The following is a 20,144-nucleotide window of genomic DNA, read 5'->3' as shown; positions in this document are numbered from 1 at the left end:
GTGCTCAGCCGCCGATCAGTGGCAGGTCAGCAGGCTGACGGTGCTGTTCGCGCAGGAGGCCAGCAGGCTGAGGTTGCTCGCGCCGCCGTGGCTGCCACCGCCGCCGCCGCCTTCGAGAACCTCGGGGGTTTCGAGGGCCTGCAGGTCGAGAACCAGTTCCATGATCTTGTTCCCTTTCGTTGTTTTCCTGGTCCGCCGGTCGTCAGCGACCGGCAGTTCGGGAGGACAGGAAAGGCAGCGCGGCCTTCCCGTCCAGGGTGGCGGCCAGTGCGAGCAGAACGCCCGCGCCGCCGGTGACGACGTCCATCGACAGCCGCAGCAGCTGGTTGCCGGGGAACGCCAGGCCGCCCTTGTACGGCACCGCGTACCAGGCCAGCCGGGAAAGGTGCAGGTCGATGGCGTCACGGACGCGCTGGTCCGGTTCGGCGCCCATGGCCAGCGCGGTCATCAGCCCGCTCCGGCCGAACAGCAGCCCGGGGTGGATGACGAACTCGCCGCGGCACGATTCACGCAGGCCGGGAAGGCTCTTCAACGCCTTCGCGTCCGGACGGTGCTTCGCCAGTTCCTCGGCGACCATGAGGATCCCGGCGCTGCCGACGCCCGCGTAGGGCAACGTCCGGGTCTCGCCGTCGCGGACCTGCAGTGAGCCGTCGTCGGACTCGACACACTCCTCGATGTCCCGCTCCAGCGCCTGATCGGCGAAGGACAGCCAGCCTTCTTCGCGGGTGCGCTCGAACAGCCGCACGAACAGCAGCGCCGGACCGGACCAGCCGTTGAGCAACCCGGCCCTGGCGAAGTCGCCGGGTGGGTCGGCGATCTCGAGCGCTTCGGCGAGCCGGACGGCGGTGGCGAGCGCCTGCCTGCCGAACTCGTTGTCCTTGCGGGCCACCGCGAAGTGCAGCTGGGTGAGCCCGATACCGGACAGGCCGCCTTCCAGACCGTGGTCGGTGGTCTGCTCGACCAGCGTCGCCGACGCCGCCAGCAGCTTGGTGGCCTCATCCCGGTACCCGAGCTCTTCGAGGACGTACGCGATCCCGTACGAGCCGTCGTAGAACCCCGGACGCCCCGGCGGCTCGCGGCGGATCGAGTCCAGCAGCCAGCCTTCGTGCTCGGGGTGGCGCTCGCCGCCGACCGTTTTCAGGGCGTAGAGGACGCCGGCCGCGCCGTAGCCGAAGCACGCGCCGCCGACGCGGAACTGTTCGATGTCGCCGGGGAAGAGCCGGTCGGTGCGCTCGGGGGTCGCGCTGGCGAGGATCGCCCCGGTGATCTGCTTGCGGACGAGCGCCCAGTCCGGTTCGTCCTGGTCCAGCTCGGTGTCACTCGTCAGCGGCGGGATGTTCCGGGGCGCGAGTTCCGCGACGATCGAGTCTGCGTAGCCCTCCGGAACGTCGAAACGCTGTTGGACGAAGTCCGCGAGCCCGCGCAGCTTCGCCGGGGCGAGCTCGAGGAGCGTGGTGAGCGGCAGGAAGATCCACAGCTTCAGGACGGCGAGCGCGTAATCGTCGACCTCGAACCCGTTCCGGTCCCGCGGTGCACGGAAGCCGGGCGCGCCGAGGGCCGGCCGTTTGCCGCTTTCGATGTCGGACGCCATCTCGAAGTCGATCAGCGAGACCGTGTCGTCACCGTCGTCCCCGTCGACCAGGATGTTCAGCGAGTGCAGGTCGCCGAAGACGATCCCGCGGCCGTGCACCTCGCCGACCATCGCCTCCACCCGCCGGACCAGCGCCAGTGCGCGTTCGGTGTACGCGGCGATGTCGGCCTCGGTGGTGTCGCGCCGGGTGAGCGGGTAGTTGCGGGCGAGCCAGTTGCCGAGCGAGACACCCGGCATGTACTCCATCGCCAGAAAGTGGTGCTCCCAGACCGTGAAGCGGTCGTAAGCGGTGGGGATGCCGTCGATGCCCTTCAACCGCTCCAGCACCTCGTGCTCGCGGCGGAGGCGTTCGACGGCGTCGATCTCGTCGCGGTCCAGGCCGGCGAACGGCCTGGCCTCCTTGAGGACCACCCGCTCGTCGTCGGCCTTCCGGTCGGCGAGGTACACGCCGCCGCCGTTGGAGAAGTGCAGTGAACTTTTCACCTGATAAGGGAACTGATCCGCACCGCCACTCTTACGAGCTGCGAGATGAGGCGCGAGGAACTCCGGAATCGTCACCCAGTCTGGCACGGAGAAGGTCGGTTCGCGCTTGTCCGGGACCAGCGTCCCGTCCGGTTTGCGCACCGCGAGGACACGTTTGCCGTCGAGTTCGACCCATTGCTCGGCGAATCCGCCGTAGCGGACGTAGAGCGGCCCGGCACCATATCGAAGATCACTGAGAATGTATGCCCCGGGTTCGCCGTCGAGCTTCGCCGACAACTCGGCGAGAACACGCTCGAGCTCGTTGTTGTCAGCCGGATAAAGAGTCAGTAACTTACCGCTTCCGTCACGCGGAGCGTATTTGGAATTCCTGGCCAGCAGGGTGGTCCGTGAACGCAGATGCTTGTAGGACACATCGTGCTCGACGCAATGCTCGTGCACCTTCACGAGCACTCGCTCGGCGTTGTCCAAACCTGCCGACACGTGAATTTTCCAGCCCTGTAAGGGAAGGTTTCGAGCAATAGGGTGCAACAGCCGCCACACTCCGCGCACTCCGGCGCGCCAGCCGATTTCGGGAGCAGGCAGCAGGGAGGCGAAATCGTCGGCGGCGTCCCCGGTTTCCCGCTGCTCATCGAAGAACAGTGGATCGGCGAAGCAATACGCTTCGTACCGGACGTCCATCGAGCGCCCCCTCCTTGGCACCAATCGGATGGGCCATGTGCACCATCGCGATGGAGAATATTCCACCCGCCGGATAGCGAACGGCCAATCCGCCATACCGGGGGTTCGGATGGGCTGTTCAGGGACGTGAATTCGAAAGCTACCGAAAGGTAGGGGTACCCAGCGTAAGATCAACTGACATTTCAACCACCCGGTCGGTGTGTAACAGAACCGCATCTGCGTCGTAATCCCTGGTCCAGGTGCCCGGCGCAATAAACGCGCGACCGAATTGACCGGACGCCAACCGGCCGCGCTTCGTGATCTATTCACCCGAGGTCTGGACCACTGCTCGCCTCGTGGTCCCCGCCACGCGGCTCACCGGTCGCCCGTCGGCGGTCATCCGCCCGGAGGTACGTTGTGGCCGGTGGAGCAGGCAAGGAGGCGGGTGTGATCACAGGCTTCGCGGTGACCGTCGCGATCTGCGCGGCGCTGGTCGCGGCGTGGAGTTTCGTACAGGCCGCACGCAAGAAACTGCCGGACAACGCGCTGCTCGCCGGCCTCGCCGTGGTCGAGGTCCTCCTGGTGGCCCAGCTGGTGATCGGCGTCGTACTGCTGATCGGCGGCGGACGGCCCGGCAGCATGGCCACCTATCTCGCCTACCTGATCGGCTGTCTGGTCGTGCTCCCGCTCGGGACCTTCTGGGCGCTGGCCGAGCGCACCCGGTCGAGCACCGCGATCCTCGGCATCGCCTGCCTCGCCATCCCGGTGATGGTGCTCCGGCTGCACGAGGTGTGGGCGGGTGCCAGTGCCTGAAGAAACCGAGGAGAAGACGGTGGACACCGCGACCGACAAGGCTTCCGGCCCAGGACGGATCCTGGTCGCCGTGTACGCGATCTTCGCGCTGGCGGCGACCTCACGCGCCGCCGTGCAGATCAGCACCAAGTTCCACGAGGCCCCGCTGGCCTACGCCCTCTCCGCGTTCGCGGCCGTCGTCTATCTCCTTGCCACCGTGGCACTGGCCCGCCGCGGCGCGGGCTGGTGGCGGGTCGCGCTGGTCGCCTGTGGTGTCGAACTGCTCGGCGTGCTGACCGTCGGCACGTTCAGCCTCTTCGACCGCGAGGCCTTCCCGCACGCCACCGTGTGGTCGGTTTACGGGCAGGGCTACCTCTTCATCCCGCTGGCACTGCCGGTGATCGGGCTCTTCTGNCGGACCCCCAAGACATTCCGACACCTTCACGCTCACTCGTCGAAACAGCCCTTTTCGTTGAGCGGGCCGAACGTGGGCAGGATGAGCCCGCACAGGTAACCGTCGATCCAGCGCCCGTTGCCCGCGACGTTGGTGAGCACCCGGATCGCCGGCGCGAACGCGGCGATCCCCTTGGCCAGCGAGTCCTGATTGCGCTGGAGCATCGACGTCAGCCGGTCGAGTTGTTCGAGCACCGGCCCGAGTTGCCCGTCGTTGTCGGCGATGATGCCGTCGAGGGCGGTCGCGAGCCGTTTCGACCCGTCGAGCAGATCCTTGATCGCCTGCTGCCGGGTGGAGATCGCGCGCAAAAGCGCGTTGCCGTCCTGGATCAGCCGCTGGACCTCGGCGTCGCGGTCGACGAGGGTCTGCGAGACCTGCCGCGTGTTCGCGAGCAGCGTCCGGAGTTGCCGGTCACGGGACGCGATGGTGCCGGAGAGCTTCGAGATCCCGTCGAGCGCGGCGCGGACGTCGGCCGGCGTATCGGCGAAGGTCGCCGAAATCGTGTCGAAGCTTTTCGCGAGCTGGTCGACGTCGATGGCGTCGACGGTTTTCGACAAATCCCGAAACGCTTCAAGAACGTCATACGGCGCGGTGGTCCGCCGCAGCGGGATCGGATCGCCGGGATCGAGGATCGCTTCGCCGCGCGGGTCGAGCGCCAAGTACTTCTGCCCCAGGACGTTCTTGATCCGGATGGACGCGCTCGTGGCGTCGCCGACCCAGGCGTCCTTCACCCGAAAGGAGACGAGCACGCGATCACCTTCGAGGTCGATCTCGGACACCTTGCCGACCTTCACCCCGGCGATCCGGACGTCGTTGTCCGCGCGCAGTCCGCCGGCGTCGGAGAATTCGGCGGAATAGGTGGTGCCGCCGCCGATCACCGGCAGGGCGTCGGCGTTGAGCGCCGCCGTCATCCCGAGGGCCATCGTGGTGAGCCCGGCGAGCGCCACCTTGACCGGATCCACCGCGCCGAAGGACCTCATCGTCTCACCTCGCAGGTCACGAGCGGCAAAGCTTAGGGGCCGCCCCTGACCATCGCCAGGCGAAACGTTGCACCGATCGGGTGGCAACGTTTGTCCATTGTGGACTCTATTCGGCGTCCAGCCGGACCTCGTAGTGGAGCGTCTTGTACTTCTTCAGCCGGTGGAAGAGCGGAACGAGGAAGCCGTGCAAGAGCCGATGCTTCGCCGCCAGGCGATCGGCCGCGTGCCGTGCCTCGTCGCCGTCGAGGAGGCGGACCCGTCCGCTCACGGGCTCGCCGGTCGGGATGCCGCGGAACGTCGAAGGAGTGATCTCGACGCGTGGATCGTTCCGCATCCGCTTGGCCTTCCACGCCGCGTCATACGTGCGGATGTACGCGTGGTCCCCTTCGACGGCGATGTTGACCGGCGTCCCGATGGGCGTCCCGTCCCGTTTGAAGGTCTTCAGCAGGATCGTCTTCTGGTCGGTGAACCTGGCGAGTCGTGTTGTCATGTCCTCGGGACGAGGCCGCCGCGCGAAACGTGACAGCTACCGCCAAAGTTCGTTCGCCGTCCCCCGCGCGACATGCTCCTCGTAGACCTCGACCTTCCGGCTGATCAGCTCCAGGCAGTCGGCCAGCTCGGCGATCCGGTCGCGGACGGTGTTCTGATGTTCCCGCAGCAGCTCCAGTCGCTTTTCCTCGTTTCCCGGCCCTTGCCGGACGAGTTCGGCGAATTCGCGGATGGTGGCGAGCGGCATCCCGGACGCCCGGAACTTCGTGCAGTTCAGCAGCCATTCGACGTCGTGCTCGGTGTACACGCGGCGGCCGTTCGCGTCCCGTTTCACCGGTGCCGCGAGCAGTCCTTCCTTCTCGTAGAAGCGAAGCGCGTGCACGCTGAGGCCCGTCCGGTCGGTGACCTGGCCGATCGCGAGTTCCGTCACGTCGCCGACGATAGCGTTTGACCTAGAGAGCCCTCTAGCTCCTAGCGTTCGCCGCATGACCACTTCACAGCACAAGATCGGATCCGGCTTCGGCGCGCGCAGCACCGCCGGTGAAGTACTGGACGGCATCGACCTTTCGGGCAAGCTCGCCCTCGTCACCGGCGGATATTCGGGCCTGGGCCTGGAAACCACGCGGGCGCTGGCGAACGCCGGCGCGCACGTCGTCGTGCCCGCGCGCCGTCCGGCCGACGCCGAGGCCGCCCTCGCCGGGATCCCCGGCACCGAGGTCGGCGAGCTCGACCTCGCCGATCTGGCGAGCGTCGAGGTCTTCACCCGCCGGTTCCTCGGCACCGGACGTCCGGTCGACCTGCTGATCGCGAACGCCGGGATCATGGCCGCGCCGGAACGGCGGGTCGGCCCTGGCTGGGAGTCGCATTTCGCGATCTGCCACCTCGGCCATCACGCCCTGGTGAGCCGTCTCTGGCCCGCGCTGAAGGCCGCCGATGGCGCCCGCGTCGTCACGGTGGCCTCCTCGGGACACCACTCGTCGCCGATGCGCTGGGACGACGTCCAGTTCGAGCGCGGCTACGACCGGTGGCTCGCGTACGGCCAGGCCAAGACGGCGAACGTGCTGTTCGCGGTGCATCTGGACACGCTCGGCGCCGAACACGGTATCCGCGCGTTCAGCCTGCATCCGGGTGCCATCCTCACTCCACTGCAGCGGCATCTGCGGCAGGAGGAGATGGTCGAACGCGGTTGGATCGACGAGCACGGGAACCAGGCCGACCCCGAGTTCAAATCGCCGGAGCAGGGCGCGGCCACCCAGGTCTGGGCGGCGACGTCGCCGCTGCTCGACGGGATGGGCGGGCTCTACTGCGAGGACTGCGATGTCGCCGAGGTCGCAGCCGAAGAGGGCGAGTGGGTCGGCGTGCGCCCGTATGCGATCGACGCCGGTGAGGCCGAGCGGCTCTGGAAGCTCTCCGACGACCTCACCGGGGTCTACCTCGGCTAGCTCCAGAATTTGATCTCGGGGTTATTCGGCACCGGCCCGTCGAGCAGCGGCTGATGCCCACCGCGCAGGTGCGCGTCGAAGAACGCGGAGACATACGACCTGGTCAGCTGCATTCCGCGCTCGCCGCCGAGCACGCCCGGCGGGTTCAGTCCGAGCTGCTCACCGAGCACGCCGACATCGGTGAAGGACGGATGCGTGGCCGTCGCGACGCTGATCCAGCGCTTCCAGCCGGTGAGATTCGGCCAGCTGCCCGCCCAGGTCGTGTCCGGGCCGGCCGGGGTGTACTCGCTTTCGCGGCCGAGCAGGAGGAGCGGCCGGTCGATCCCGGACGCGGGGATCGGTGACCACAGCCTGCCGTCCATGTCGGCTCCGGCGCGGATCCGCTGGTCGGCGACCATCGCCGTCGGCGTGCTGTACCCGCCGATGGAATGCCCCGCCATCCCGATCCGCGTCGGGTCGATCAGCCGGGACCAGTGCGACGAAGGCCTGGTCAGCGTGTCGAGGACGAACGAGACGTCCGCGGAGCGGATCGGCGGGAGCAACAGGGAGTCGGACCCGCACGCGGCGCAGTCGGTGACGCGTCCGTCGGGGAAGGCGGTGCCGTGGGATTCGTGGTTGTGGCCGATCAGCGCGACGACGAAACCCTCGCTCGCCAGCTCTTCCGCCAGTCCGGTGAGCGTGGTGCGCGGTTTGCCGAATCCCGGCGACAGGACGACGAGCGCGCGCTTCCCCGGCAGGGGCGGGGCGTCGACCCTGGCGCTGGTGCGGAGCCCGGCGAGCAGCCCGGGATCGATGTCGGGGAGACCCGATCCGGTCAGGAACGCCTTGGCCTCGGCCAAGGTGAGGTAGGGCCGTTTCGGGCCGATCGGCAGCAGCGCGGGGTAGAACATCGACACCATCAGCTCGCGTGGCCCGGTCGGCACCCAGGGGTCCTTGCGCGAGCGGTCGACGAGGTGCAGGTCGGTGGAGCCGACGGGATGCGAGCCGGTCGGCGGTGGCAACGTCAGTCGCGGGGCCGCCGCGGCCGGGCTCGCCAAGGACACCATGCCGGCGAGCGCGACCAGTGCGACGAGAAGCCTTCTCATGAGGATTCCGTTTCTGTCGAGGATCTTCCTGCGCCCAGCCTGGGACCGGGCTCCGTATTCGCGCGTCTGTCGCAGGTCGTATCCCGAGGTCTGCCGCGAGAGGGATTCGCGGCGCCCGATCCGGGATTACGCTCGACTGGTGCTGTCCTTCCTCAGGAATCACCCGAAAGCCGTGGACGTCGGGCTGACCGTGCTCATCGGACTGTCCACTGTGGTCGCGGGCGACGATCCGGAGGGGTTCGGGTGGTGGCTGACTTCCTTGGTTGCCTTGGCTTCCCTGCTGATCCGGCATCGCAATCCCACGATCACCTTCGCGACCGGAGCGACTGTCTCACTCCTGCATCTGGCCATGGGCAACGATCTCCGCCCGGTCGACGTCGTGGCGTTGATCGGCCTCTTCTCCGTCGCGGCATGGGGGTCGCGACGGCTTTCGCTCGCCCTGCTGGCGGCGGGCCTGCTGGTCGCCGGAGCTTGGTCGTTCCATGCCGCCGACGCGAATTCGCGGGAGCCTGCTCCGATGCCACTGCGAATCATCGTCATCGATCCGCTGGCGCCTCCCGGGCCCGACGCCGACGACGACCAAGTGCAGGACTGGGGCGGGTTTCCCGGCATCGGGCTGTCGCTCGCGGTGGCGTGGCTGGCCGGGCTGAACACACGGCAGCGCCGGATCCGCCTGTCCGTGCTGGAACAGCGGGCCGCGGACCTCGAACGTGAGCGGGACACGCAGGCCGCGCTGGCCGTGGCCGCCGAACGCGGCCGCATCAGCCGCGAACTGCACGACGTCGTCGCGCACGCGCTTTCCGTGGTGGTGCTGCAGGCCCAGGGCGCCCAAGCCGAACTGGAGCGGCGGCCGGAACGAACGCGGGAGGCGCTGGACGCCATCGTCGGCACCGGGCGGACCGCGTTGAGCGAGATCAGGCGGCTGCTCGGCGCGCTCGGCCAGGACGAGCCGGACTGGGAACCCCGACCCGGCGCGGAACGCCTGCCGCGACTGGCCGCCGACATCCGTTCCGCGGGCACGCCGGTCGAGTTCCATGTCGAAGGGGAACCACGACCACTACCGTCCACAGTGGACCTTGCGGCCTACCGGATCGTGCAGGAGGCATTGACGAACGTGCTGAAACACGCCGGCCCGGACGCTTCGGTGACTATCGTGATGCGATACGGCCCCGGGACGCTGGAGATCGAAGTGACCGACGACGGCATCGCGACGGAAGCACCGTCGGGCACCGGGCACGGCCTCGAAGGGATGCGGGAACGGGTGAACGTACTGGGCGGCACCTTCGACGCGGGGCCGGGTGCGGACCGCGGCTTCACCGTCCGCGCGACCCTGCCGTCATGACGATCAGGGTGGTCATCGCCGACGACCAGGCGCTCGTGCGCACCGGCCTGCGGATGATCCTGGACAACGCGGAAGACATCGACGTCGTCGGCGAGGCGGGCGACGGCGCGAAGGCCGTCGCGCTGGTGGCGGAGCTCGATCCCGACGTCGTGCTCATGGACATCCGGATGCCCGAGATGGACGGTGTCGAGGCCACCGCCGCGATCGCGGCGGCGCATCGCGCCCGTGTCCTGGTGCTGACCACGTTCGACCTGGACGAATACGTCTACGCCGCGCTCCAGGCGGGGGCCAGCGGCTTCCTGCTCAAGGACGCGCTGGCGCCGGATCTGCTCTCCGGCGTCCGCGTCGTCGCCACCGGGGAGGCCACCCTCGCGCCCACCGTCACCCGCCGGCTGCTCGACCGCGTCGTCACCGGCCTGCCCGCGCCGCCGCCGGACGACAGGCTCGCCCTGCTCACCGGACGCGAACACGAGGTGCTGCAGCAACTGGCCCGCGGCCTGTCCAACGCCGAAATCGCCGAACTGCTGTACCTCTCGCAGGGGACGGTGAAGACCCACGTCGGCCGCATCCTCACGAAACTCGGCCTCCGCGACCGCGTCCAGGCCGTCGTCTTCGCCTACGAGTCCGGGATGATCAGCCGCTGACCGCGGCGGTCGCGCGCCAGTGCTTGCCGCGGCGGGGCCGCCGGTGCTGACCACGCCGTCCGCAGTCGGCGAGGGCGTCCGAAGGGCGCGCGGCGAATTCCTCGGCCGTGATGCCCATCCGCACCAGGTACTTGATCTCGCCGCGCACCACCTCGGTGTCGCGCAGCCTGCCTTCCTCACGGAAGCCGAGCCCGCCGTGCAGCGAAAGCGACGCCAGATTGCCGCCGTACACGCTGACCTCGCATTTGCGGAAGCCGCGTTGCCCGAACATGTGCGCCAGGAGGACGGTGATGGCGTCCGTCGCGTATCCGCAGCGCTGGTGGCGCGGGGCGATCCCGATGCCGTAGCCGAACCGGCCGGTCACCGGGTCGGCGCCGATGGTGCAGACCGAGCCGACCAGCATCCGGCCTCGCACCGTCTCGATGCCGAAATGGATGTCGTCGCCCGCCGATCCAGAGCGGTGCGATGCCCAATGCCGATGTCCGCCGCCGATCAGCGGCGTCGCCTCGCGGGCCATGTCACGGTCGAAGCCCATCAGGACCCGGCGGTCACGGAGACCGACCTCGCGCAACCGCACCTTCCGCCCGACCTGCTCGGGCTCCAGAGCGGAGCGGTTCACCGTGTCCGGCCGCACGGGTGCTCACGAACGATCACAAGCATGCTTTGACGATATCGGGTCATGCAACGCCCGAAGGCCCCCACCCGGTACGGATGAGGGCCTTCGGCGTGAAGAAAGTCAGATGGCGACGACGCGCTGGGCCTGCGGGCCCTTCTGACCTTGGCCGATCTCGAACTCGACGCGCTGCCCTTCGTCCAGGGACTTGAAGCCGCTGCCCTGGATCTCCGAGTAGTGCACGAAAACGTCCGGTCCGCCGTCGTCCTGAGCGATGAAGCCGAAGCCCTTTTCGCCGTTGAACCACTTAACGCTGCCCTGAGCCATACTTTTCTACCTGCTCTTCATAGCGAGTCTGAGCCCATTCGATGCCCCGATCTCGTCGACCATTCTCGCAGGTCTTGCCGGGACGCACACGTTGCCGTGCCAAACGCGAAGGTTTCCCCAGGTCAGCATCACCCTTGGCGCGTCGGCCGGATCGTCAGGTCGCCGATTTCGACGTCGCCGGGCTGGACGTCGAAATCGGCGACGGGGCCGATCTTGTACCGCCGCGATTTGGAGGATCTGGTCGCTGCCGCTGGAGCTGCTGCTGGCCGCCGGCCGCTCCGACGGCAGCGTCCGCGCCGACGCCGAACTCGACGCGCGCGGGCCGCGGTTGCTGTCGATCCTCGTCGACGGTCTCCGCGCGAAGGCTTGACCTTGACCCTGCGTCAGGGTCGGAGCCTTGGCGCATGACGAACACACCCCCTGTCGGAGGATTCCAGGAGATCGACGGCCGCCGCCTTTTCGTGCACCGGTCGGGTGACGGCGGGCCCGCCGTCGTGTTCTTGCCGGGCGCCAGCGCGGTCGGCCTCGACTACTTCGGTGTCCAGCAGGAGGTCTCGCGGTTCACCACCGCCGTGGTGTACGACCGTGGCGGGACGGGCTACAGCGACGCCCTCCCGCTGCCGCGCGGCGCCACGGCGGTCGCCACGGAACTGCGCGAACTGTTGCTCGCCCTGGACATCCGCGCCCCGTATGTACTGGCGGCGCACTCCCTCGGCGGCCTCTACGCGCACCGGTTCGCGCAGCTCTACCCGCGGGAGGTGGCCGGACTGGTCTTCCTGGACGCGCTCCATCCCGACTGGGACGACTTCATGCCGCCCGCGGCGAGCCTGGCCGCGGCCGAGCGGCCGTCACCAGGCCCGGACCGCACGGCCCTTCGCGCGATGTATGCCGAGTTGCGCGAGGACTACCCGGAAGACGTGCTGCAGGCGCTGGTCGAGGCCAAGGTGAGCGACGAATGGCTCCGCGCCGGTGCCGCGGAGCGCACCGGGCTGGTCGCGCTCGCCACCGAAGTTCGTGCCGGGCCGAGCCTCCCCGACGTCCCGATGGTCGCGCTCACCGTCGTGGGCACCGATCCCGCGCATCCGTCGCAAGAGCTCAACGAAGCGAAGATGAAGATGGAAGCGGCCCGGGTGAGCGGGTTCTTCCGCGGGGAGCAGCGCGTCCTCTCCGACACGCTGCACCACCGGCTCTGCTTCGACCGACCCGATGCCGTGGTCCAGGCGATCCGCGACGTCGTCGACGGCTCTTAGACTTCAGCCGGGAACAGGAGGACGGGTGCTCACGATCGGCCAGCTCGCGGCGACCGCCGGCGTGACCGTGCGCACCGTCCGCCACTACCACCACATCGGCCTGTTGCCCGAGCCCGAACGCGACGCCTCCGGCTACCGCCGATACAGCGCGCAAGCGGCGCTGGATCTCATCCGGATCAGGACCCTCGCCGACGCCGGGGTGCCCTTGGCCCGCGTCGACGCGCTGTTGCACGCCCGGCCTGCCGAGTTCGCCGCCGCCATCACCGACATCGACGCCGAACTACGACGCAAGATCGACAGGCTGACCGAGAGCCGCCTCCGGATCGCCGAACTGACCGGCGGCGAACGGCTCGTCCTGCCGCCCGGCGTGGTCGCCCTCCTGGACCGGATGCGCGACCTCGGCGTCAGCGAACAGCGGGTGCTGCTCGAACGCGACGCGTGGATCCTGATGCGGGCGCTGGATCCCGGCGCCATACCGGAACGGCTGCGGGACAAGAACGCCGCCTTCGACGATCCCGAAACGCTGCGTATCCATCTCGCCTGCGATCAGGCGGTCGGCTGGGACCCGCGCGATCCACGTCTGGACGCGCTCATCGACGACCTGGACGCCTGGGAGGTCGAACACGAACGGGACGGCGGGCGGCCGGGATACCGCGAGCTGGTCGTTTCCCGGATCTCCGAGGCGTCACCGGCGTGGCAGCGCATCGTCGGCGAACTCGCCCACCGTGCCCGGCTGCGTCAGTGCTCTTCCGGCTCGGAGCCGATCCGGTAGGACACGGGCCTGCCGTCCTCGTCCCGCACCTGGACCGGTTTGCCCTCGGCGTCCACGATCTTGCCGTCGACGATCCTGTCGCCGTTCTTGAGCCTGGAGAAGGCTTTGAGGTCGGAGTAGTCGATCACCCGGGTCGCCGTCGCGAACACCGACGGGTCGCTGCCCGCCTTGGCCGGCTTCAGATGGTTGAACAGCAGGTTCAGCGCGACGGCCATGAGCGCGGCGGAGCTGATGCCGGAATGGAAGATCGTGCCTACCCACGCCGGGAAATGGTGGTAGAACTCCGGCGCCGCGATCGGGACCATGCCCAGCCCGACGGAAGCCGCGACGATCACCAGGTTCATGTTCCCGTTGTAGTCCACTTTGGACAATGTCTTGATGCCGGACGCGGCGACCGTGCCGAACAGCACGAGGCCGGCGCCGCCGAGGACCGGGTACGGGATCGCGGCGACCACCCGGCCGAGCACCGGGAGCATTCCGAGGACCAGCAGGATCACGCCGCCGGCGGTCACCACGAACCGGCTCCTGATCCCGGTGATCGCGACGAGGCCGACGTTCTGGGCGAACGCGCTCTGCATGAACCCGTTGAAAATCGGCGCGATCGCCGAGGACGCCATGTCGGCGCGCAGCCCGTCGCCGATCCGGCGTTTGCCGACCCGCGTGCCGACGATCTCCCCCACCGCGAGGATGTCGGCCGTGGTCTCGGTGAGGGTCACCAGCACGACGATGAACATCGACACGATCGCGGCGACGTCGAAGGTGGGCGCGCCGAAGCCGAACGGAGTCGGTACCGCGAAGATCGGGCCGTCCCAGACGTGGGTGAAGTCGGCTTTGCCCAGCGCGGCGGCCAGTACGGTGCCCACCACGATCGACAGGAGGATCGAGAGCCGGGAGATCGCCGGGACGGCGACCTTGCTGAGCAGCAGCACGATCGCCAGCGTCATCGCGGCCAGCCCGATGTTGGAGACCGAGCCGAACTCCGGCGCCTTGGTGTTGTTACCCATCGCCCACTGAGCCGCGACCGGCATCAGGCTGAGCCCGATCACCGTGATGACCGTCCCGGTGACGACCGGCGGGAAGTACTTCACCAGCCGGGAGAACACCGGCGTGATGAGCAGACCGAGCAGCGCGGACGCGATCACCGCGCCGAATACGGCGGGCAGTCCGCCATCGGCCACGATCGCGGTCATCGTCGCCACGCCCGCGAAGGAAGTGCCCTGGACCAGCGGCAGCCGGGACCCGAAGAAGGGCACGCCGAACGACTGCAGGATCGTCGCCAGCCCACCGATGAACAGGCACGACGCGACGAGCAGCCCGATCTCGGCCGTCGAAACGCCCGCGACACCGCCGATGATCAGGGGCGGCGCGATGATCCCGCCGTACATCGTCAGAACGTGCTGGATGCCGTAAGTGAAACTCTTGCCGAACCCGAGCCGTTCGTCCTCGGGCCTCCCGCTCGCGGCCGCTTCGGCCTGCGTCCTCTTCACCATGGATCCGCCTCTCGATAGAAGCGAGCGATGCCGGGCAATTCCAATCTGCGGAGGTTAACTTCCACCTGGCAGAACTAGCAAGACTCGAATGTGGCGCCCCCGCCCAGGACTCCACCAAGGACCAGAACCGGCGGATGGCGCTGATCACCCGGCATTGCTCCAGCTCGATGCACTTTGGTATACCAAAGGGAGTGCGTCGAGAAAGGTGCTCCCCGTGTTGATCCGTGACGTCCGCCCGTGGGGTGGACCGCGCAGCGACGTCGAAGTGGCCGAGGGCCGGATCACCGCGGTGCGGCCGCACGATCCCGCCGCCGCGACGGCACCGGACACGGTCGAGGGGCGCGGGCGATTGCTGTTCCCGTCGTTCAGCGACGTGCACGTCCACCTGGACTCGACCCGTATCGGCCTGCCGTTCCGGCCGCACACGGGCGCACCGGGCGTGTGGGCGATGATGCTGAACGACCGCGAGAACTGGCGCGACGCCGAGGTCCCGCTGCCCGAGCGCGTCGCCGGGACGCTGGAGCGGATGATCGCCAACGGCACCACGCGGGTGCGCACCTACGCGCAGGTGGACGTCGACTGCCGGCTCGAAAAGCTCGACGCCGTGCTCGCCGCGAAAGAACGATTCGCCAAGCACGCGGACGTCGAGATCATGGCGTTCCCGCAGGCCGGGATCCTCCGCGAACCCGGCACCGTGGACGTGCTGGAGGCCTCGCTGCGCTCGGGCGCCACGGTCGTCGGCGGGATCGACCCGTGCTCACTGGACAAGGACCCCAAGGGGCATCTCGACGTCGTGTTCGGGCTCGCCGAGAAGTACTGCGTCGAGGTGGACATCCACCTGCACGAACCCGGTCACCTGGGCGTGTTCTCGACCGATCTGGTGATCGAGCGGGTCCGTGCGCTGGACATGCGTGGCAAGGTGACCATGTCGCACGCGTACGAACTGGGCTCGATCTCGGAGTCGGTGAGCCGCCGCCTGATCGACACGTTCGCGGAACTGGACATCGCCATGGCGACCGTCGCGCCATCCGTCGACGGCCAACTGTCCCTCGCGGACCTCACGACCGCGGGCGTGCGCGTCGGCCTCGGCGAGGACGGCCAGCGGGACTACTGGAGCCCGTACGGCAACTGCGACCTGCTCGACCGCACCTGGCAACTGGCCTTCACGAACGGCTTCCGCCGCGACGACCTGATCGAGATGGCGCTGGCCGTCGCGACGATGGGCGGCGCGTCGATCATGAGCCACGACGTCCCGCGGCTGGCCGGTATCGCCGACCGTCCGGGTGTGGCCGTGGGCGACCGTGCCGACCTGGTGCTGGTGGACGGCGAAACCCCGACGAGCGCGGTGATGGACCGCGGCAAGGACCGCACGGTGCTGCACGACGGCGTCGTCGTGGCGGACGGGCTTTCGGTGGTCGGCTAAAGGCGTTGGCGCGCGATCACGGCCGCTGCTACCTTGCCGGAGGCCGTGCGAGCGAACGAGGAGGTGGTACCCGTGAACATTTCGACATGGGTGCTCCCCTCAGGGGTCACGGTCGGGCGATAGGTCGTCCGGGAGCGCCGTTTCACGAGCACTCCCGAAAGGCACGACCATGCACTTCATTTCCGGACAACGCCTCGACGACGGTGTCCTCGAACGCGAATTCACCCTCGGCGAGATCTCCGGCATCCTGTGGACGCCCGAGTCCGTGTCCGCGCCGGTCCCCTTGATCTTGAACGGTCACCCCGGTGGACTGCGCAAGATGTACCCCCGGCTGGCGGCCCGGGCCCGAGACTGCGCGGTGGAGGGCTACGCCGCGGCGACCATCGAGCTCCCCGGAGCCGGTGACCGGCCCCGTTTCGCCGCCGTCGACGAGGCCCGCGCCGACCTGCAGCGGGCTTTGAAGGCCGGCGAGCCGGTCACTGACGACATCGTCGACCGACTCGTCCTCCCGCTGGTCGAAAAGGCGGTCCCGGAATGGCGGGCCACTCTGGACGCCCTCCTCGCGCTGCCCGGGATCGGCGGCCCGGTCGGGTTCTCGGGAGGCGTCATCGCCATCGGCACCCGGCTGGCGGTGGTCGAGCCACGCGTCGAGGCCGCCGTTCTGTTCGCCGGGAGCTACGTGCCCCGCGGCATCATCGAGGAAGCCCGGCAGGTCACCATTCCGCTGCACGTCCTGCTGCAGTGGGACGACGAAGGAAACGACCGGCAGCAGGCCCTGGACCTGTTCGACGCCTTCGGCTCCAAGGAGAAGACGTTGCACGCCAACATGGGCGGGCACACCGGCGTCCCGCGATTCGAAGGGGAAGCCGCGAGCCGGTTCTTCGCCCGGCATCTGAAGTGAGACCCGGAGTCGTGGCGGTGCCGTCCGTACCGCCACGACTCCGGCGAAGCTCGATGTCGAATCCCGGGCGGGCCGTTCGTGGAGTAGACGAGCGGCCGCCACGGGGCGCCGCCACGAGCCTCAGGGGATGAGATGTCGCACCCGGAACCCGTCGCCCGCCGCATGTACGACCTGATCGAGCCCATCGGCCTGGTGCCCTACCTCGCTGACGAGTCCGACGAGGCCCTGATGGCGCTCGGCCTGCGCAACCAATGGGACGCCTACTTCGCCGGACGAGCCGCGCCGTTCGGCCGGTCGGTGCCCGCCGAGGTGATCCACGCGATCTTCTACAACTTCGCCCCCGGCGAAGTGGCCCGCCACATCCCGAAAGTCTGGGACCTGACCACACCCGAAGCCGCACTGGCCGCCCGCGAGCGAGGATGCGTCGCGGGAATACGGCGGATCCTCGGTGATCTCGCCGACGACCCCGGTGTCGCGCGCGCCGGCGACCTCCTGCTGCGGGCGGCGAGCAGCGCACCTGCGGAGGGACGCGCCCTCTACGCCGCCCTCCGCGCCCTCCCCGCACCGCAGGAGCCCGTGGCCCGGCTGTGGCACGCGGCCACCCTGCTGCGCGAGCACCGCGGCGACGGCCACACCGTCGCTCTGCTGGCCGAGGGCATCGGCGGGACCGAGTCCCACGTGCTCCACGCCCTGTCCATCGACATGCCCGCGAAGGCGTTCGGCCGGGTCGGCCACCTCCCCGCCGCACAGCTGACCGCGGTCGTCGACGGTATGCGCGACCGCGGTCTGGTCGGGACCGACGGCTGGCTCACCGCCGCCGGCCGGGCCACGAAGGAACGAGTCGAGTCGCTGACCGACCGGCTCGCGGAGGCGCCTTACAACGCCTTGAGCCCCAGCGAACTCGAGCGCCTCGTCGCCTACCTCGAGCCGATATCGGCCGCCATCCAAGCGGTCATCCCGTGGTAGCCGTCGACGCGCTCACCCGGATGTCCGGCGAACACGGCGGTCCCCTGACCCAGCACCACCTTGCTCATCGCGAGGCCTCCTTCGCTCCTGTTGGCGCCGCTGTCCGGCGCGTTCGGTGTCGGATGCGGAGACAAAGGTGGGATTCAGTCGTCGGCGCGGAGTTCGGCGTTGACGCGCTGGGCTTCGCGGAGCTGGTCTTCGAGGGTGACGATGCGGCAAGCGGCCTCGACGGCGGTGCCCTGGTCGACCAGTTCCCGCGCACGGGCGGCCAGGCGCAGCTGGTACCGGGAGTAGCGGCGGTGGCCCCCGGCGGAACGTTGCGGGGTGATCAGCCCTGCCTCATCGAGGCTGCGCAGGAAGCCTTGGGTGGTCCCGAGCATGTCGGCGGCCCGGCCCATCGTGTAGGCGGGGTAGTGCTCGTCATCGAATTTGTCGGCCCCGTCGGGCGTGGCCGGTCCATTTTGGTCAGGGATCACTCCACCTCCACATCACAAAGGACCCCGGGTGCCAGGAACGGCACCCGGGGTCCTTAGGGTTGGGTTTCACCATTGTCAACCGGCGTGACCGCCGGCCTCCTGCACCCGCGTCCGACGGAAAGCCGGACCTCGCGGGGATCGCTCGTTCGTGACCGCGAACCACCTCCGAACTCGATGGAACTACGGCACCCGCGCGGCGCTACCTTGCCACTGCGGGCGATCCAATGATGTTGCCGTTCCCTTCTTTCCTGTGTTCTCACCTTGCTGGGTACTGCTACTTCATCTACCGCGAACGACAACGACGGGAACCCTTCCACTGATCGGTCCCAGCACGCTGACGCCGCTGGCCACTGCCCGGAGCCCCGTTCACTGATCGGCTCCGGCCACCTGACCGGTCCTGCAACTGCGTTTACCGACAACAACTACTGATACTGCTTGATCTTCACGAGCGCACAAGCTCCGCCCGCGTCCCACACTTTCGCTCCAGGACCGGCACTACCTGGTCGAACCTCTTCACAACCCGACCCTGGGGTCCTGCTTCCGATCACCGGCCGGGACCTGTTCCTGAATCGGCCCCGTGCCGCCCGACCGGCTTGTCTCACCTCGCGGGTAGTTACGTCATCTCCCGCGCCTGCTGGACGTTGTCTTTCTCGGTACGTCGAGAATGCTACCCACACCCGGCAGTGAATGTCTACCCCAGACAGCATAGATTTCCTGCGGCGTGTGGGACGGGTGGCGACAGAAGGGGGAGACGACCATGAACGACGACCTCACGGGGGATTCGCTCGACGAGCGATACGGCCTGGACCAGGTGCGCGACCTGGACGAGTACGCCGAAGCGCTGACACGGCTGGTCGAGCAGGGGCTCCTGGACCGGCGGGCGACCTTGCTCTCGGAGGCCGAGGCCTACGCCGCGGCGGAACTACTCGGGCGGTTCGCGCTCGATGAACCTTGGAACCCGTTGAACCGACTGGCCGCCTCCCTGGCCAGCCGGATCTACAACCGCCTCGGCGCCTGAACACGACGAGGCTCAGCGGCTCACGTCGATCTTTCGCGCTGTCCGGCGCGAGCACCGTCCTGGTGACGAGGGTGTGGTCGCCCCGCACCACCGGCCGAACGGGATCTACCAGCGAAGGCGCTCGAAAGTCTGCTGGATGAACCGGTGAACCCGGAAACCGGGGATAAGATCTTGCCCCGGGGTGGCCCACCACACGTGGGCCAGGCGAAAGAGTGGGCCGCCTGGGGCTCGAACCCAGAACCTACGGATTAAAAGTCCGCAGCTCTACCAATTGAGCTAACGGCCCGTGCGGCCGAGTCTAGTAGACCGCCGTCGACCACCAGGATGGCGGGGCCGCCGCCGGAACGCCACGGAATTGTCGGGGGTCTCTGCCACGGTGAAGGGCATGGAAACGATCCCCGACGAGAACTACTCGGCAGGTTGGGAAGGCGACCGGCCGGAGCCTCCGCGCGTGGCGAGCGAGCGCGAGATCCTGACGTCCACTCTCGACTGGCATCGTCGCACCTTCGAGCTCAAGTGCCAGGGTCTGACGCCGGAGCAGATGGCGCTGCGGGCGGTGGAGCCGTCGAGCATGTCGCTGCACGGGCTGCTCAGGCACCTCACGGGCACCGAGCGCTGGTGGTTCCGCCTGCAGTTCGCGGGCGAGGACGTCCCGATGCTCTATTACTCCGACGAATGGCCTGAGCAGGACTTCGAGGACACCGGCGGTGACGTCGAGGCCGCTTGGGCGGCTTGGCGAGAGGAGTGCGCGCGGTCGCGGGAGATCGTGGCGGCCGCGTCGCTCGACGACACGGGCACGAGCCGCCGCGACGGGGAGCCGTTCTCGCTGCGGTGGCTGCTGACACGTCACATCGCCGAGTACGCGCGCCACGACGGCCACGCCGACCTGCTGCGCGAGCGCATCGACGGGAGGACAGGCCACTGAAACCTCGGAGTGCGATGCTGGGCC

The 20,144-nt window shown here is 68.6% G+C and carries 22 protein-coding genes and 1 tRNA gene; 12 read left to right on the top strand and 11 right to left on the bottom strand.

The window, feature by feature from the left end:
* Window positions 1-15: 15 nt before the first annotated feature.
* Window positions 16-162 carry a SapB/AmfS family lanthipeptide gene (locus H074_RS39945; RefSeq protein ID WP_007030765.1) on the bottom strand — a complete coding sequence of 49 codons (147 nt, stop codon included), beginning with the start codon at window positions 160-162 and terminating at the stop codon, window positions 16-18.
* Window positions 163-202: 40 nt separating this feature from the next.
* Entirely contained in the window at window positions 203-2,752 is a 2,550-nt protein-coding gene (lanKC, locus tag H074_RS14325) for a class III lanthionine synthetase LanKC (RefSeq protein WP_007030764.1), read from the bottom strand.
* Between the two features lie 426 nt (window positions 2,753-3,178).
* On the opposite strand from lanKC, the gene H074_RS14320 reads away from it, so the two are divergent.
* Both H074_RS14320 and H074_RS14315 read left to right on the top strand, forming a co-directional pair.
* The gene (locus H074_RS14320; protein ID WP_007030763.1) at window positions 3,179-3,544 is read left to right on the top strand and encodes a hypothetical protein; all 366 of its coding nucleotides are present in this window, start codon (window positions 3,179-3,181) and stop codon (window positions 3,542-3,544) included.
* Window positions 3,537-4,037: a hypothetical protein gene (locus tag H074_RS14315; RefSeq protein WP_007030762.1), complete on the top strand. Its 501-nt coding sequence runs from the start codon at window positions 3,537-3,539 to the stop codon at window positions 4,035-4,037. Before H074_RS14320 ends, H074_RS14315 begins: the two co-directional genes overlap by 8 nt.
* On the opposite strand, the gene H074_RS14310 is transcribed toward H074_RS14315, so the two are convergent.
* The 3 genes from H074_RS14310 to H074_RS14300 all read right to left on the bottom strand — a co-directional run bounded on the left by H074_RS14310 (window position 3,971) and on the right by H074_RS14300 (window position 5,876).
* A complete protein-coding gene (locus H074_RS14310; protein WP_007030761.1) occupies window positions 3,971-4,957 on the bottom strand; it encodes an MCE family protein in 987 nt (328 codons plus the stop codon). The two genes, H074_RS14315 and H074_RS14310, sit on opposite strands and share 67 nt — an antisense overlap.
* 106 nt (window positions 4,958-5,063) lie before the next feature.
* Window positions 5,064-5,447, bottom strand: a complete 384-nt coding sequence (locus H074_RS14305; protein ID WP_007030760.1) for a PPOX class F420-dependent oxidoreductase — start codon at window positions 5,445-5,447, stop codon at window positions 5,064-5,066.
* Window positions 5,448-5,483: 36 nt separating this feature from the next.
* Window positions 5,484-5,876: a MerR family transcriptional regulator gene (locus tag H074_RS14300; protein ID WP_007030759.1), complete on the bottom strand. Its 393-nt coding sequence runs from the start codon at window positions 5,874-5,876 to the stop codon at window positions 5,484-5,486.
* Between the two features lie 55 nt (window positions 5,877-5,931).
* On the opposite strand from H074_RS14300, the gene H074_RS14295 reads away from it, so the two are divergent.
* A complete protein-coding gene (locus H074_RS14295; RefSeq protein ID WP_007030758.1) occupies window positions 5,932-6,888 on the top strand; it encodes an SDR family NAD(P)-dependent oxidoreductase in 957 nt (318 codons plus the stop codon).
* Here H074_RS14295 and H074_RS14290 read toward each other — a convergent pair.
* Window positions 6,885-7,973: an alpha/beta hydrolase family protein gene (locus tag H074_RS14290; protein WP_007030757.1), complete on the bottom strand. Its 1,089-nt coding sequence runs from the start codon at window positions 7,971-7,973 to the stop codon at window positions 6,885-6,887. The genes H074_RS14295 and H074_RS14290 overlap by 4 nt on opposite strands.
* A gap of 139 nt (window positions 7,974-8,112) precedes the next feature.
* Between H074_RS14290 and H074_RS14285 the strand changes: the two genes are divergently transcribed.
* Both H074_RS14285 and H074_RS14280 read left to right on the top strand, forming a co-directional pair.
* Entirely contained in the window at window positions 8,113-9,315 is a 1,203-nt protein-coding gene (locus H074_RS14285) for a sensor histidine kinase (RefSeq protein WP_039922381.1), read from the top strand.
* A complete protein-coding gene (locus H074_RS14280) occupies window positions 9,312-9,959 on the top strand; it encodes a response regulator (RefSeq protein WP_007030755.1) in 648 nt (215 codons plus the stop codon). The genes H074_RS14285 and H074_RS14280 overlap by 4 nt, the downstream gene beginning before the upstream one ends.
* Here the strand turns inward: H074_RS14280 and H074_RS14275 are convergent.
* Entirely contained in the window at window positions 9,949-10,593 is a 645-nt protein-coding gene (locus tag H074_RS14275) for a GNAT family N-acetyltransferase (RefSeq protein WP_007030754.1), read from the bottom strand. The two genes, H074_RS14280 and H074_RS14275, sit on opposite strands and share 11 nt — an antisense overlap.
* Window positions 10,594-10,695: 102 nt before the next feature.
* Window positions 10,696-10,899, bottom strand: a complete 204-nt coding sequence (locus tag H074_RS14270) for a cold-shock protein (RefSeq protein ID WP_005149851.1) — start codon at window positions 10,897-10,899, stop codon at window positions 10,696-10,698.
* 404 nt (window positions 10,900-11,303) lie between these two features.
* On the opposite strand from H074_RS14270, the gene H074_RS14265 reads away from it, so the two are divergent.
* Window positions 11,304-12,149: an alpha/beta fold hydrolase gene (locus H074_RS14265; RefSeq protein ID WP_007030753.1), complete on the top strand. Its 846-nt coding sequence runs from the start codon at window positions 11,304-11,306 to the stop codon at window positions 12,147-12,149.
* Window positions 12,150-12,174: 25 nt separating this feature from the next.
* Window positions 12,175-12,921: a MerR family transcriptional regulator gene (locus H074_RS14260; RefSeq protein ID WP_007030752.1), complete on the top strand. Its 747-nt coding sequence runs from the start codon at window positions 12,175-12,177 to the stop codon at window positions 12,919-12,921.
* Here H074_RS14260 and H074_RS14255 read toward each other — a convergent pair.
* Window positions 12,888-14,411, bottom strand: a complete 1,524-nt coding sequence (locus tag H074_RS14255) for a nucleobase:cation symporter-2 family protein (protein ID WP_007030751.1) — start codon at window positions 14,409-14,411, stop codon at window positions 12,888-12,890. The two genes, H074_RS14260 and H074_RS14255, sit on opposite strands and share 34 nt — an antisense overlap.
* A gap of 214 nt (window positions 14,412-14,625) precedes the next feature.
* Here H074_RS14255 and H074_RS14250 point away from each other — a divergent pair, with 214 nt between their 5' ends.
* The 3 genes from H074_RS14250 (at window position 14,626) to H074_RS14240 (ending at window position 17,701) form a co-directional block, all read left to right on the top strand.
* Window positions 14,626-15,834: an amidohydrolase family protein gene (locus H074_RS14250; RefSeq protein WP_007030750.1), complete on the top strand. Its 1,209-nt coding sequence runs from the start codon at window positions 14,626-14,628 to the stop codon at window positions 15,832-15,834.
* Between the two features lie 169 nt (window positions 15,835-16,003).
* The gene (locus H074_RS14245; RefSeq protein WP_007030749.1) at window positions 16,004-16,735 is read left to right on the top strand and encodes a dienelactone hydrolase family protein; all 732 of its coding nucleotides are present in this window, start codon (window positions 16,004-16,006) and stop codon (window positions 16,733-16,735) included.
* Between the two features lie 132 nt (window positions 16,736-16,867).
* Entirely contained in the window at window positions 16,868-17,701 is an 834-nt protein-coding gene (locus tag H074_RS14240) for an SCO6745 family protein (RefSeq protein WP_007030748.1), read from the top strand.
* Window positions 17,702-17,844: 143 nt separating this feature from the next.
* On the opposite strand, the gene H074_RS14235 is transcribed toward H074_RS14240, so the two are convergent.
* Window positions 17,845-18,177: a MerR family transcriptional regulator gene (locus H074_RS14235; protein ID WP_007030747.1), complete on the bottom strand. Its 333-nt coding sequence runs from the start codon at window positions 18,175-18,177 to the stop codon at window positions 17,845-17,847.
* Between the two features lie 757 nt (window positions 18,178-18,934).
* On the opposite strand from H074_RS14235, the gene H074_RS14230 reads away from it, so the two are divergent.
* The gene (locus H074_RS14230) at window positions 18,935-19,195 is read left to right on the top strand and encodes a hypothetical protein (RefSeq protein ID WP_007030746.1); all 261 of its coding nucleotides are present in this window, start codon (window positions 18,935-18,937) and stop codon (window positions 19,193-19,195) included.
* A 213-nt stretch (window positions 19,196-19,408) separates the two neighbouring features.
* On the opposite strand, the gene H074_RS14225 is transcribed toward H074_RS14230, so the two are convergent.
* Window positions 19,409-19,481: transfer RNA gene (locus H074_RS14225), tRNA-Lys, on the bottom strand.
* Window positions 19,482-19,580: 99 nt separating this feature from the next.
* On the opposite strand from H074_RS14225, the gene H074_RS14220 reads away from it, so the two are divergent.
* Window positions 19,581-20,120: a DinB family protein gene (locus H074_RS14220; protein WP_007030745.1), complete on the top strand. Its 540-nt coding sequence runs from the start codon at window positions 19,581-19,583 to the stop codon at window positions 20,118-20,120.
* The last annotated feature ends 24 nt before the right edge of the window (window positions 20,121-20,144 follow it).

The sequence above is a fragment of the Amycolatopsis decaplanina DSM 44594 genome, from assembly GCF_000342005.1.
In the GTDB taxonomy this organism is placed as follows: Bacteria; Actinomycetota; Actinomycetes; order Mycobacteriales; family Pseudonocardiaceae; genus Amycolatopsis; species Amycolatopsis decaplanina.
Note: the sequence above shows the minus strand (reverse complement) of the source record. Positions and strands in the feature narration are given on the sequence as shown.